12 protein-coding genes are annotated in these 14,836 nt (G+C 50.5%); all 12 read right to left on the bottom strand.

Annotation, left to right across the window (positions count from 1 at the left end; genetic code table 11):
* Positions 1-49 precede the first annotated feature (49 nt).
* A complete protein-coding gene (locus B5G27_RS00690) occupies positions 50-1,837 on the bottom strand; it encodes an aminopeptidase P family protein (RefSeq protein ID WP_087177700.1) in 1,788 nt (595 codons plus the stop codon).
* 156 nt (positions 1,838-1,993) lie between these two features.
* Entirely contained in the window at positions 1,994-3,409 is a 1,416-nt protein-coding gene (locus B5G27_RS00685; protein ID WP_087177068.1) for an oxaloacetate decarboxylase subunit alpha, read from the bottom strand.
* Positions 3,410-3,429: 20 nt separating this feature from the next.
* Positions 3,430-4,581, bottom strand: a complete 1,152-nt coding sequence (locus B5G27_RS00680) for a sodium ion-translocating decarboxylase subunit beta (RefSeq protein ID WP_087177067.1) — start codon at positions 4,579-4,581, stop codon at positions 3,430-3,432.
* Positions 4,582-4,604: 23 nt separating this feature from the next.
* Complete coding sequence (locus B5G27_RS00675) at positions 4,605-4,982, bottom strand: acetyl-CoA carboxylase biotin carboxyl carrier protein subunit (protein ID WP_087177066.1); 378 nt, start codon at positions 4,980-4,982, stop codon at positions 4,605-4,607.
* A 19-nt stretch (positions 4,983-5,001) separates the two neighbouring features.
* A complete protein-coding gene (locus tag B5G27_RS00670; protein WP_087177065.1) occupies positions 5,002-5,775 on the bottom strand; it encodes an OadG family transporter subunit in 774 nt (257 codons plus the stop codon).
* 14 nt (positions 5,776-5,789) lie between these two features.
* Entirely contained in the window at positions 5,790-7,229 is a 1,440-nt protein-coding gene (locus B5G27_RS00665) for an acyl-CoA carboxylase subunit beta (RefSeq protein WP_087177064.1), read from the bottom strand.
* A 182-nt stretch (positions 7,230-7,411) separates the two neighbouring features.
* Positions 7,412-9,400 (bottom strand): 2-isopropylmalate synthase, encoded by a 1,989-nt coding sequence (locus B5G27_RS00660; protein WP_087177063.1) that lies wholly within the window; start codon positions 9,398-9,400, stop codon positions 7,412-7,414.
* Between the two features lie 151 nt (positions 9,401-9,551).
* A complete protein-coding gene (locus B5G27_RS00655; RefSeq protein ID WP_087177062.1) occupies positions 9,552-10,799 on the bottom strand; it encodes a D-alanyl-D-alanine carboxypeptidase family protein in 1,248 nt (415 codons plus the stop codon).
* A 150-nt stretch (positions 10,800-10,949) separates the two neighbouring features.
* Complete coding sequence (gene scpB, locus B5G27_RS00650; RefSeq protein ID WP_087177061.1) at positions 10,950-11,519, bottom strand: SMC-Scp complex subunit ScpB; 570 nt, start codon at positions 11,517-11,519, stop codon at positions 10,950-10,952.
* Complete coding sequence (locus B5G27_RS00645; RefSeq protein ID WP_087177060.1) at positions 11,509-12,267, bottom strand: segregation/condensation protein A; 759 nt, start codon at positions 12,265-12,267, stop codon at positions 11,509-11,511. Before B5G27_RS00645 ends, scpB begins: the two co-directional genes overlap by 11 nt.
* 115 nt (positions 12,268-12,382) lie before the next feature.
* Entirely contained in the window at positions 12,383-13,270 is an 888-nt protein-coding gene (locus B5G27_RS00640; RefSeq protein ID WP_087177059.1) for a metallophosphoesterase, read from the bottom strand.
* A 111-nt stretch (positions 13,271-13,381) separates the two neighbouring features.
* A complete protein-coding gene (locus tag B5G27_RS00635) occupies positions 13,382-14,686 on the bottom strand; it encodes a D-alanyl-D-alanine carboxypeptidase family protein (protein ID WP_087177058.1) in 1,305 nt (434 codons plus the stop codon).
* Positions 14,687-14,836 lie beyond the last annotated feature (150 nt).

The raw sequence follows: 14,836 nt of genomic DNA, 5'->3' as shown, positions 1-14,836 counted from the left end.
TTCCCGGCTCTATCAATATTTCTTACGCATAACATCCCACAGGGAAATCTCAGACAGGTCTTGTATATTTTTTTAGCCATATCTTTTCCTCTTCACTCAGATAAGGTGCGACAACTCCAAAGACTTTCTTATGATAATCATTGAGCATGTTCCGCTCTTCTTCCGTCATCTGCTCCGGCAGCAGAGCATCAAGATCAATGGGAACAAAAGTCAGCGGTTCAAAGTGCATGAACTGCCCGTATCCATTCTTTTCGTCCTCGCACACGAGAAGCTCATTCTCAAGACGGATACCGTGGGATCCTTCTATATAAATCCCCGGTTCATCTGTGATCACCATATTCCTTTCCAGGACCGGCGCCGGCGTCTTTCCCTCTTTCCAGCGGAAATTCACAGGCGGTTCATGTACATTGAGAAGGTACCCCACTCCGTGTCCTGTCCCATGATTAAAATTCATCCGCTTCTTCCAGTACACCTCCCGCGCGATGCAGTCCAGGTTTGCTCCGCTGCACCCGTGAAGAAACACTGTGTTCATCAGCCGGAGCATTGCCCGGGCAGTCAGAGTAAAATCTTCTTTTTCCCTCTGGGAGACTTCTCCCAGAGCCACTGTCCGCGTGATATCCGTTGACCCTTCCATATAATGGCCCCCGGTGTCTGTCAGCAGAAGCTTTCCCTCGACGAGAACAGCATTCGACTCTTCTGAAGCACTGTAATGCACGATCGCGCCGTGCTCCGCAAAAGCACTGATCGGCTCAAAACTCGCCTCCAGGTATCCTCCCTGCTCCCTGCGAAAATCCTCCAGCTTTTCGGCCGCGGATATCTCCGTGATCTCCTGTTTTCCGATATTCTTTTTCAGCCAGTACATAAATCTGGTATGAGCCACCGCGTCTTTTATGTGCGCTTTTTTAGTATTTTCGATCTCCGTATCGTTTTTCATGCATTTCATCAGGACTTCAGGGTTTTCTGCTTCCCTGACCTCTATATTTTCCGGGAGCCTTCTGTACAGCGCATAATTCACCCTGTCCGGATCGAGCATGACGCAGGATGAGGCTGGAAGTGCTGAAACCGCCTCCCGGATCTCATCATACGGGCGTATCCGGATGCCGTTTCCCGTAAGCGCCGCCTTCATCTCTGAAGAGAACTTTTCCTCATCCGCAAAAAGTATCCCGCTATCCATGTACAAGATCAGATAACTTAAGACCAGGGGACAGTACGCGATATCATTCCCCCGGATATTGAGCAGCCAGGCAATGTCGTCCAGGCTTGTCAGGAGATGGATATCCGCCCCGAGTTCCTCCATTTTTCCGCGCACGCGTCCCAGCTTCGACGCAACGCCTTCTCCTGTATATTTTTCATCAAGGGCAAACGCCTTTTCTTCCGGCATCCGGGGTCTGTCCTCCCAGATCCGCCCGACAAGGTCGAGCTCACAGGAAACTGTCCCGCTCTTTAAAGCAGCCAGGTCTTCATAGTGCTTTCCTTCTCCGATACCCACAGTCCTTCCGTCAAAACCGATAACACCGTTTTCCGGAAGTTCTTTTTTCAAAAAAGCTTCGATCGTATCACATTCCGGCTCCCCGATCCTGCAGAGGACAATCCCGCTCCCCTTCAGCTCGTTTTCTGCCTGTATAAAGTATCTGCCGTCCGTCCACAGGCAGGCTTTGTCTCTTGTAAATACAGCGGTACCTGCCGAGCCGGTAAATCCTGTCATATATTGGCGTGTCTTAAAATAACTGCCCACATACTCACTTTGATGATAATCCGCCGAAGGGACGATCCAGATATCGATCCCTTCCCTCTCCATCTCGCCGCGCAGGGCAGCGATCCTGTCCGTAACTTGCATCAGGAATCCTCCCGTCATAGAAAAATTCATTTACTCTCTGTTTTCAAATCTTATATATAATAACACCAAACATCTTCTTGTACAAATAGAAAATGAGGACCAATCCTCTCAGGGATCAGTCCTCTCATTTTAAACCTGCTTTTACTATTTATCGGATCATACCGGATAGGCGCCATTCTCGGTGTCCGCCACCGTTGCGTCGACCTTTGTCTGCTGTGCCTGTCTGTATTTGAAGAAATCTACAGCTACCTGCGGGAAGAGTGCGTATGTCAGCACATCCTCATCCTGCTGGATCCACTGCTCACACTCTTTGCGGAGCGTATCCAGCTCGTTCGGGATGAGATCCGCCGGACGGCACGTAATGATCTCCGCGTTTTCCCCGAGAATCTTCTTCTGCAGATCCGGGTTTACCGGTTTTACTGTCGCGCCGTATTTTCCTGCAAGGATATCTTTTGTCTCCTTTGTCGCCACCTTATAGCGCTCGCCCATCAGGACGTTGAGCACTGCCTGCGTTCCCACTATCTGTGAAGACGGTGTGACAAGCGGCGGCTCGCCCAGGTCTTTGCGCACACGCGGAACTTCCTCCAGCACATCATAAAATCTGTCCTCAGCTCCCTGCTCTTTCAGCTGGGATGTCAGGTTTGAGAGCATACCGCCCGGCACCTGATAAAGGAGAGTCTTGATATTTACGCCCAGGTTCTTCGGATTTAACAGGCCGCTCTCAAGCGCGTCGTCACGGATCGAACGGAAGTAATCCGCGATCTCGGAGAGAAGTTGCTGATCCAGTCCTGTATCATACGGAGTTCCCTTGAAGGTCTCCACCATAACCTCTGTCGCCGGCTGGGATGTGCCAAGCGCAAACGGTGACATTGCTGTATCAATGATATCCGCGCCTGCCTCAACAGCCTTCATATATGTCATGGAAGCAACACCGGACGTATAGTGAGTATGCATCTCGATCGGGATATCAACCGCTTCTTTCAGCGCTGTCACAAGCTCTGTCGCCTGATACGGGCAGAGAAGACCTGCCATATCCTTTACACAGATAGAATTTGCGCCCATATCTTCGATCCGTTTTGCGAGATCCACCCAGTAGTCCAGTGTATACGCATCGCCGAGTGTATAGGACATTGCCACCTGTGCATGTGCCTTTTCTTTATTTGCCGCTGTAACTGCTGTCTGAAGATTACGGATATCATTCAGGCAGTCAAAGATGCGGATGATATCAATGCCGTTTGCCACGGATTTCTGCACGAAATACTCAACCACGTCATCCGCATACGGGCGGTAGCCAAGGATATTCTGTCCGCGGAAAAGCATCTGAAGCTTTGTATTTTTGAAGCCGTCGCGGAACTTTCTCAGTCTCTCCCACGGATCCTCTTTGAGGAAACGCAGGGATGCGTCAAATGTAGCGCCACCCCAGCACTCTACTGCGTGGTATCCCACTTTGTCCATCTTGTCGATGATCGGGAGCATCTGCTCTGTTGTCATCCTTGTAGCGATCAGTGACTGATGAGCATCTCGCAGGATCGTTTCTGTAATCTTAACTGGTTTCTTTTCCATTTCTGCCATTTCTCTGTCCTCCAAATCTATTACTTAACGCCAAAGATCGCCATGAATGTCCCGGCAACGACCGCAGTACCTATGACGCCGGCCACATTCGGTCCCATCGCATGCATCAGAAGGAAGTTCGTAGGATCAGCCTCAGCACCCACCTTCTGGGAGACACGTGCCGCCATAGGCACGGCTGACACGCCCGCCGAGCCGATCAGCGGATTTACCTTGCCGCCGGACGCCCAGCACATAAGCTTTCCGAACACGACTCCGGCTGCTGTACCAAAAGCAAATGCGATCAGGCCGAGGATCACGATCTTGATCGTATCCATGTTCAGGAAGGCCTCCGCACTTGTCGTAGCGCCTACGGATGTTCCGAGCAGGATCACGACGATATACATCAGGACATTTGCCGCGGTATCTGTAAGCTGTCTTACCACGCCGCACTCTTTGAACAGGTTTCCGAGCATGAGCATTCCAACCAGCGGAGCTGTCGTCGGCAGGATCACGCAGACAACGATCGTGATGATGATCGGGAAGAGGATCCTCTCCAGCTTGGATACCGGACGGAGCTGCTCCATTTTGATCTTGCGCTCTTTCTCTGTGGTAAGGAGCTTCATGATCGGCGGCTGGATGATCGGCACGAGCGACATGTAAGAGTACGCTGCCACTGCGATCGGTCCTAAGATCGCCGTCTGCTGCAGCTTACCTGCAAGGAAGATAGATGTCGGTCCGTCAGCTCCGCCGATGATGGCAATCGCTGCCGCTGCCTTGTCCGAGAATCCCATAGCCATGGCTCCCAGATAGGCCGAAAAGATACCGAACTGCGCAGCCGCTCCGAGAAGGAAGCTCTTCGGGTTCGCGATCAGCGGACCGAAATCTGTCATCGCCCCGACTCCGAGGAAGATCAGAGACGGAAGGATCGACCATTCATCAAGCAGATAGAAGTAATACAGAAGTCCGCCTGTCCCGTTAGACGCTTCTTCCGGCGCGATCATAATATCCGGATAGATATTTACCAGAAGCATACCAAAGGCGATCGGGACAAGCAGAAGAGGCTCAAAGCCGTGCTTGATCGCCAGATAGAGGAAGAGGCAGGCAACGCCGATCATGATGAGGTTCCCCACCGTCAGGTTCATGAAGGCAGTCTGCTCTACCAGATTCCCCATTGTATTTATTATATATTCCATTTGTCAAACCTCCTGGTGAGTAACTAGTTTAATGTAGCGAGTACTGCTCCTGCCTCAATGGCGTCGCCTACTGCCACATCAATGCTGGCAATGGTTCCCGCTTCCGGGGCAACGACCGGGATCTCCATCTTCATCGCTTCGATGATCACGACAGTGTCTCCCGCCTGCACGCTCTGTCCCACTGCTGTCGGGATCTGGTATACCTTCCCCGCTGCTCCGGCTTTTACCTGGATCCTTCCGGCTCCTGCCGCTTTCGGCGCTGCCGCCGGAGCCGGTGCAGGTGCCTTCGGCGCTGCCGGTGCTTTCGGTGCCGCAGCTGCAGCCGGCGCTGCGCCTGCGCCCTTCTCTTCCACTGTCACATCATAGACGTTTCCATTTACTGTAATCGTATAATTTTTCATTTTGCAATCCTCCTGCTCATTAATTCCATTTATTTGATTTTCTTCTCCTGATCGATCTTACCACAAAACCATCCGGGGACGTGCCCTCAGACGCCGCGACTGCCGCCGCGATCACTGCCGCCAGCTCTGTATCGTCTGTCACATCATCCTCGATCTCCGGGACCGCTGCCGGAACAGCTGCCGCCTGCGGTGCTTCCACTGCCGGAGCCGGACTCTTCCGGAATTTTTTCTCGAGTACCGGAATATATTTCAAAAGCCAGATGATAAATGACAGGAAGATCAGTACGACAAATGTCGTTCCCATACCGAGCACGGTATTCAATCCTGCTTTCTGCAGGATCTCACCGGTTGTGTAAGACGCACTCACTGTAAGGCTTCCCATATTTCCTTTGTCATCAAAAGCAAACTCCAGTGTTGCATCCCGGTCTGCGAAATTGCCTTCCGTAGTCAGGACCGGTCCGTCATTTGTCATTTCCATCGTATATTCGCCCCGGTCAACGAATGTGCCGCATTCCTCCATACCGGCGTTCCACGCATCGATCATTCCGAGAAAACTCTCTCCTGTGACCGGTACTCCTGTGTTGAGCAGAGTCAGATCAAGTTCCAGTTCTGACATATCCTGAAAACTCTCCATCTGTTCCTCGGTCATGGCGCTGAAATTCTGTATGATAAAGTCAGCATACTGCTCGAGCTCTGCCTGGTCATATTCTGTCGTCTCAGACTTGCTGCACCCTGTGAATAAGCTAAGCGTCAGGATGAGGACAAGTCCCAATAAACTGATTTTTTTCTTCACTTCGCCTCACCTCACTAAACCGTCCCGTGTTTTTTATCCGGACGGTCCTCTCTCTTTGTGAACAGCATCTCAAAAGCGCCGATCACATATTTTCTCGTATCAGCAGGTTCGATGATCGCATCCACATATCCTCTTCTTGCCGCTGCTTTCGGGCTGGACTGCAGTTCTTTATACTCTGCCGCTTTTTCTTTCTGAACTGCGGCATCTGCATCCGCATACATGATCCTGGCCGCCAGTTCCGGATCCATCATGCCGATCTCGGCTTCCGGCCATGCATAGACCATATCTGCACCAATGGACTTGCTGTTCATCGCCACATAAGCGCTTCCATATGCCTTGCCAGTGATCACATTCACCTTCGGCACTGTCGCATTGGCAAATGTATATGTCATCCTCGCAACCGCTCTTGCCATATTCTTTTCAGACTCGACCGTAGCCGCAAATCCGGCAACATTTGTCAGCGTAAGCACCGGGATCGAAAATGCGTCGCAGAAATTCACAAAATCGATCGCTTTCTTACATCCGTCAACCGTGAGCGCACAGTCGAAGGAAGCCTCTTCACTTCCGTCTGCGCCATAAGCCTTCGTGCGGTTAGCGACAGCTCCTACTGTCATACCATTCAGGCGGATAAAACCAGTTACCATCTCTTTTGCGTAATCTTTTTTCATTTCAAAGAAGATCTGATCATCCGCGATCCGTGACAGGGCAACCGCCGCGTCTTCTGCCGCAGCTGCGATATCTGTGCATACGCGGTTCAGATCATCTGTACATTCCTCATAGGAAAGGTCGTCCTCATAATTTGCAGGGATCATGCATACAAGAGAACGGATCTGCCCGAGGATTTCCGCCTCAGTACCGATGCTGTCAACCAGTCCTGCTGTCGCGCTCTGGTACTGTGCACTGGAAGTGTCGCATCTGGAAATCTCATTTCCCTCCAGAGCATTCGGAGAATTCACAAAAAGTTTTCCCTCTTTTTCTTCCATAAATGTAAAGTCAGCCAGACCGGGAACTACCGCAAGACCTCCTCCGCACATACCAAAGATCGCAGCGATCTGCGGGACCACTCCTGAAGCCATTGTCTGCTTGTAATAAAGTCCTCCGAACGCGTCCAGCGCGTCCGTAGCCTCCTGAAGCCTTAAGCCTGCACAGTCGATCAGACCTATCACCGGAGCCCCCATCTTCATTGCCATATCATAGATGTTCGCGATCTTCTTCGCGTGCATCTCCCCGATTGCCCCATTGAGAACGGCGGCATCCTGGCTGTATACATATACAAGGTTGCCGTCGATCACTCCATATCCGGTAATGACGCCGTCTGATGGAGTCTCTTTTTCCTGCAGGTTGAAATCCGTACTTCTGGCAGTAACAGCACCGCCGATCTCAACAAAACTGCCCTCATCAAGCAATGTGGCAATTCGTCTGCTTGCTGAGTTTTCTGTTGCATTGTAGCTCATAATCTAGCCCTCCATATTAAAAAATTTGTTTAAAATAAACCAAAATTTCTGCCTATTTTAGTATATATCAGCCTTATGGGAATTTCAATTCAAAAATGAACATATCTGACAATATTTTCACATAATAAAATCTGTATTTAAGAGGGGAAGCCTGATGATCAGCTCCCCCTCAAATACAGATTTCACTTTCGATTTCGGTACTGTACGGGTGTGATGTTGTACATTTTCTTAAACACCCTGTTAAAATGTTCTACATTCTGATATCCCACAGACTCAGCGATGCTCTCAACAGTAGCGCTGCTTCCTTTGAGCATTGCCCTTGCTTTTTTCATGCGGATCTTCTTTAAGATATCACCGAATGTCATGCCGGATTTCTCCTTGATGTATTTGGAGAGATACGGTTTGGAGAGGAAAAATTTCTCCGAGAGGTCGTCAAGTGTCACATCCTTATAGTTCGCGTAGATGTAGTTTGTGATCTCCAGGAGCCTTTCATCCTTTCCCCCCTGTGATTCTGCGATCTCTTTGATCTTATTTACAGCCACTACGAGGGCTTCTATGGAAGCTTTGATGATATCGGCATCGATCCCGACGCCCCAGTAACGCTTTTTATTGCAGATCACACCCACATAAGCCACAGCTCTTGAGGAAGAACCTTTCGTCAGGGAATGCTCCTCATAAAACGCCAGTTCATAGCTGATATCAAAGTAATGTTTGATCGCATTGCTCACTGCGTCCAGGCGTCCGTTTCCGACACCAGTGATCCTGCGGTCATTTCCGTTATGGTGGATCACCGCGTCAGCGATGATGCCGTCCTCCTGTTTGAAGTGGCACTCATCCACAGTAAATACTGGTTTTGTATTAATGTAATTGTCCTCAAAGATATGATATACCCAGTCCGGAGTAAGCTCTTTATGCGCTTTGTCTGACACGTCCTTGACCAGGTATCCGACTTCCTCTTTCATCTTCTCCGGAAGGCTGATGCCGAAGCTCTGCTTCAGGATGTAGTTTACGCCGCCTTTCCCGGACTGGCTGTTGATACGGATGACATCGGAATCGTATCTCCTTCCCACGTCCTGCGGATCGATCGGAAGATAGGGCACGGTCCATGTCTTGCAGTCGTGCTCCTCTCTCCATGCCATTCCCTTGGCGATGGCATCCTGGTGGGAGCCGGAAAATGCAGTGAATACGAGTTCTCCTGCATAGGGCTGGCGCGGGGAGACTTTCATCCTCGTCACGCGCTCATATACTTCACAGATGTCGCTCATATTGGAGAAGTCCAGTTTCGGGTCAACGCCCTGGGAGAACATATTCATGGCAAGTGTGATGATATCCACATTTCCTGTGCGTTCCCCGTTCCCAAACAGAGTTCCCTCGATCCGGTCCGCCCCGGCAAGGATCCCCAGCTCTGCATCGCTGATGCCGGACCCTCTGTCATTGTGCGGGTGGAGAGAAAGGATCACATTCTCTCTGTGGAGAAGATGTTTATTGAAATATTCCACCTGGCTTGCAAATACGTGCGGCATCGCGTTCTCAACGGTTGTCGGAAGGTTGATGATCGCCTTGTTCTCTTCCGTCGGTTTCCAGATATCAAGGACTGCGTTGCATACCTCAAGGGCATAGTCTACTTCCGTGCCCTGGAAGCTCTCCGGGCTGTACTCGAATGTAAAGTTGCCGTCGGTTTCTTCCGCCAGTTTTTTCAGGAGCGCTGCGCCGTCCGTGGCGATCTTCTTTACCTGCTCTTTATCCTTGCGGAATACCTGCTCCCTCTGCGCCACTGACGTGGAATTATATACATGGATGATCGCATGCGGAGCGCCTTTCACTGCCTCAAATGTCCTCTTGATAATATGCTCCCTCGCCTGGGTGAGCACCTGGATCGTCACATCGTCCGGGATCATGTTCTGCTCGATCAGAGCGCGGAGAAACTGATACTCTGTCTCAGATGCAGCCGGGAAACCGACCTCGATCACTTTAAATCCGACGTCTACGAGGAGCTGGAAGAATTCCAGTTTTTCATCCAGGCTCATAGGTTCGATCAGCGCCTGGTTGCCGTCGCGCAGATCCACGCTGCACCAGATAGGCGGTTTGTCAATAGCGTCTTTTTTCACCCAGTCATAGCACGGCTCGGGCGGCATAAAATAAGTCTTTTCGTATTTCTTCCAGTTTTCCATTTTTGTACGTCTCCTTATATTTAATCAATTTTATTGCTTTATTTTATCCTCACTTATCCTACCATAGCTTTCACCTATATACCAGTGGCAAAATTAATCATTTCTATTGATCTATTTTATCCTCGCTTCATTTCTGACCTGTTTTCTCACCTTATCTGCCGAGAAACTGATGCGCAATATAGGACAGGCATACAGAAAAACTCCGCTTTCCAACACTTTCCGAGGCAAAGACCGGATATACAGCCAGGATCCTGCCATCCATTGTGTAGATCAATTCTCCCAGCCGGTCCCCTTCTTTGACCGGAGCCTGGATTTTTTCCGGCAGGCGCAGTTCCTCTTCCACTTCCTCTGACTGCTTCATCAGCAGCTTCTGAGTCCCTCCTCCCGTCCTCAGTCCGGCTTCCGCAGGTTCTTTCCCGGGAAAGCCCCCGTTATAGCCATTTTCTACTTTCACTGTATTCTGAGGAAGCGCAGGGCTGATCTCTCTGTAAAAATAATTTTCAATGCCATAGGTCATCAGCTTCTTTGTATCGGACCACTTATACCCTTTATTATTCGGCCAGCCGCATGCCAGAAGGGATACGATAAACGTCCGGCCGTCTCTCTGCAGCGCTCCCACATAGCAGTAACCCGCATCCGCAGTGAACCCTGTCTTTCCCGTCAGCGCTCCTTCCATCATTTTCAGGAAGGTATTATGATTATTGCACGTATAATTTCCGTTCCCGTCACAGTCTGAAAAAGTATAACTTTCCTTCCTGGTAATCTCGAGGAATCCGTCCCGTTCCGGCGAATCTGTGATGCAGTATTTCATAATGCGCGCCAGATCCTCCGCAGTGGTATGGTGGACGCCTTTTTCATCCTCCGCATCCAGTCCGTTCGGCGTGATAAAATAGGTGGCATCGCATCCGATCTCTTCTGCCTTCCGGTTCATCATATCCGCGAATCCCTGCACGCTGCCCGCGATATGTTCCGCGACAGCGACCGCTGAGTCGTTATGCGACTCCAGCATCAGTGAGTACAGAAGGTCTTTCAGGCGGAATCTCTGCCCGCTTTTCATCCCCAGCTTTACCTCCGGCTGGGAAGCAGCCTCTTCGCTTACAGTTACAGTCTCCGTCAGATCTCCCTCTTCCAGCACGAGGATACAGGTCATGATCTTCGTCGTGCTCGCCATCGGCATCTCCTCCTGACCGTTTTTTGCAAATAAAATACGCCCTGATCCTGCATCCATAAGGACTGCTGAACGGGCGTACAATTCGGACGGTTTTATCTCAGCACCACTGACATTTTCCGCTTCCTGCGCCTGCGCGGTACAGCGTACAGAAACAGCGGCTGATATGTATGCCATAAGGCATAAAGCGAGACATAAGACCGTTTTTATTCTGTTTTTCATTATAAACATACAGGATACCTCTTCATCCCGTCTTATTTTCACTATATGTATCCGCCTGCACGGATAGAACATCAGCGTATCCGCGGATACCGCCCGGCTTAAACGCAGCCTGACATCGGGATATCCGGGGTATGATATCCAAAGTCAGATATCCAGAAGTCAGATATCCAGCTTGAGCTGTGCTTCATCCTCAGCTTCCTCTTTAAAATGCTCGATCTGCTCCTGGTCGAGCACAGGGAGCTCGTCCAGGGAATGCACGCTGAACCGCCTTAAGAATTCCTCTGTCGTCCCAAAGAGCAGCGGGCGTCCCGGCGCATCAAGCCGTCCTGTCTCCTCAACGAGCCCATATTCTACCAGCTTATTCACTGCATGGTCGGATTTCACCCCGCGGATCTTCTCGATCTCCAGCTTCGTCACCGGCTGCTTATACGCAATGATCGACAACGTCTCCAACAGGACATCCGTGAGCACATAGCGCTTCGGCTGTTTTGCAACACGGATCAGGTATTCATACATCTCCTTTTTCGTACAGAGCTGATAGGCATTATCCAGCTCGATAATGCGGATGCCCCTGTCAGCCGCCTCGTATTTATCCATCATGTTGTGGATCAGCTTTCTCGTTGTCTCTTCGTCATGCCCGATCGCTGACGCCAGCTTTTCAAGCTCCACGGAATCTCCCATCGTAAAAAGGATCGCCTCAATGGCGCTCTGCAGCTTCTCAATCTCCATCTGTATCCCCTGTCCTTTCAATCATGATCTCACCACAGGTATCCTCCTGCTCTACACGTATGTTCCCCTGCTTCATCATCTCAAGGATCGCAAGGAAAGTAACGACTATATGCATCCTGCTGTGCTGTTTTTCCAGAAGCTGGCGGAAGCTGAATCTCTTATGGTCCTTCAGGTAGCTGTGGATATAGGTGAATTTATCTGAGAGGGTCACTTCTTCCTTCTCGATCTTTCCAAACTTACTCCTCACCGGGTCAATCTTTTCCACCTGCCGCTTCATTACGTCCTGAAAGATCTCATTCAGCCGGACCAGAGTAAGATCCCCCAGAAGCCGGTCAAGGTCTACCGGCTCTACATACTCCTGCACCTCTGCAGGGATCGTAGGCTTTTTGTACAGGACATAGTCCGCATCCAGCTGCCGGTCTTTCAGCTCATTTGCCATATACTTGTACATCTTGTACTGAAGGAGCTGTTCGACCAGTTCCTGGCGCGGGTCCTCTTCCTCGCCTTCTTCCGTAACTTCCTTTGGAAGGAGCATGCGGCATTTAATGTCCAGAAGCGTCGCCGCCATGACAAGGAACTCGCTCATGACATTCAGGTCTTCTCTCTGCATGTTTCGGATGTATTCCATGTATTGATTCGTGATCTCGACGATTGGAATATCATAGATATCTATTTTATTTTTATCGATCAGATGAAGCAGAAGATCCAGGGGACCTTCAAATACTTCCAGTTTCACCGGTATTCCCATGCGTTCTCTCCGAATAGTGTTTTTAAAAGATACCAATATTGTATTATAAGGGAATCCAACAGCTTTTACAATCTTTTTCCTGCCGCTGTCTTCTCTTCGGCTGTCTTAACTTTACTCATTGATCCCCGCCGAGCTGTATTGAGATCAGCTCAGGCGTATTAAAGAGACGGATATTCAGTGTATGCGTGCCCAATCCCCTGCTTACGATCACAGTCTGGCTTCCTTTCCGGGTCATTTCTCCCGAATACCTGGGGAACAAGAATCCCTGGGGAGTGACGATCCCGCCGATCCCCGGCACTCGTATCAGCCCTCCGTGCAGATGTCCTGATAGTACCATATCAGCGCCCCACTCCAGATAGGCGTCCATATATGCAGGGTTATGCGCCAGAAGGATGGTATATGTATCTGCTGATGCCGGAAACCCGAAATGTCCCTCGATATCACTTGCCGTGATCCTGTCTTTCCTGAATTTTTTATAGGTAGAGGACGGCAGCTCCAGGCCGCAGATCTGCAGAGACACATCCCCCAGCTCAACGCGGATCCGCGAATCCTCGAGGAAATGCACTCCTCGTTTTTCCAGAATATTTTTGTAAACTCTGTATGCATCCCCATAGGTCTCTATATCTTCCTTCATCCTCAGCTCATGGTTGCCATTGGCATAAACCGTAGGGCAGATCGCCGGAAGCTGTTCCACAAAATGCAGCGCGGTTTCATATGGTGCTCCTGCTTTTCCCACAAGCATGTCCCCGCCGATCAGGATCAGATCCGGTTCCTCGTCCCTTATACTCCGGAGCAGCCTCTCATTTTCATTTCCGTAAGTACAGTTATGAAGGTCGCTCAGAAAAAGGATCTTCACATTCCTGAGGATCCCCGCCAGCTTTTCCGCGGGCACTTTATACCGTGTCACCCGGAAGCAATGCGTCTCTCTGTATATTTCTGCCGCGGCAGCGGCTGCTGCCAGGAGCAGGATGATAACCACAGCTCCTGCTTTTGCATAGTCCATATTTCTTCCTCCACGAAAGGGAACTGTCTGACACAGCAGGCAGTTCCCGGTTTGCCTATCTATTATAGACCAGGAGAGCGCATAAGGACAAGTGCGTTTTTACATCGTCACTCACAGTTTCCGCACCAGCCGTCTCAGCACGAGCCTGTCAAATGCTTTTTTCAGATAGTCCGGGAATCCGGCTTTCTCCACATCTTCCCCGGCCGTAAGTTCCATTCTTCCGATCTCACTGCCGTCGATAGAATATACGATATAGCCCACAGCATCTCCTTTCTTTACCGGTGCGGAAAGATCCTTGCTCACCTCCGTCTTTTTCTCCACCTCTGCCAGATTTGCCCCTGTCATATCCAGATAGGAAAACGTCCCCGAACGCTCCACGCTGACATTTCCCGCGACTCCGCCCTTCACATCCACGCTCTTCACGGCAGGTGCGCTGTCATCTGTATAGAGCTGGCACTTTCCGAACCCGTGATTTAAGAGTTTGACCGCGTCTGCGAACCGCTCTTTTGAAGTTTTCGCTCCCATGATCACTGCGATCATCTCGATCCCGTTTTTCTTCCCTGTCGCTGAAACACAGAACTTCGCCTCGCCTGTGGATCCGGTCTTAAGCCCCGTAGCATACTCATACTGACGGACCAGCTTATTCGTGTTCGCAAGCCCGAACTCTGATGCGCCTTTGCTTGTATTGTGGGTGATATTTTCCATCCAGATCATCGAATAGTCGTGGACCTGTGGATATTTCGTGATCAGCTCCCGTGACATAAGAGCAATATCCCTCGCGCTCGTCACGTGTCCTTCCGCATCCAGGCCGTTGCAGTTCACAAAGTTCGTGTTGTCCATCTCCAGCCCTTTGGCCCGCTCATTCATCTTCCGGACAAACTCCTCCTCGCTTCCGCATATGTATTCAGCCATTGCCACACAGGCGTCATTCGCGCTCGCCACTGCGATACATTTGAGCATCGTATCCACGGTCTGGGTCTCCCCCGGCTCCAGAAAAACCTGGGACCCACCCATGGACGCCGCGTACTCTGATGTTGTCACCTCATCCTCGAGATGGATGCTCCCCGCCTCCAGCGCGTCAAAAATAAGCAGCATGGTCATGACTTTCGTCACACTTGCCGGAGGGCGAGCTATATCCGCATCTTTCTCATAGATCACAGTGCCCGTGGAAGCTTCCATGAGCACGGCGGACGGAGCACTGATCTCTATCTGCGCCTGCGGTTCTTCCGCTTTCTGCTCTTCTGTTTTCTGTTCTTCTGCCTGCTCTCCGTCTTCCTGCTGTCCTTCCTCCTGCTGCGGGTGATCTGTCTGCTCTCCTTCCTCTGCCAGACTCTCAACCGGAAGGCAGATGCACGACAGCGCCAGTGCGATCCCCAGGACTAATGTCTGGATCCGTTTTATCGCCAAACGACTCATTCCAAAACCTCTTTCAAGATTCGTCTGTTAAAAATATAAGCGGACAGTACGGGAATTATTCATATTTTGCCTGGGAACAATTGACTTTTCAGAACCCCCGGCGTATATTAGTCACGGGAGTTATAAATCGTCAATTTAATAAGGAGGTCA

This window comes from Lachnoclostridium sp. An76, assembly GCF_002161355.1.
Classification (GTDB): Bacteria; Bacillota; Clostridia; order Lachnospirales; family Lachnospiraceae; genus Mediterraneibacter; species Mediterraneibacter caccavium.
Note: the sequence above shows the minus strand (reverse complement) of the source record. Positions and strands in the feature narration are given on the sequence as shown.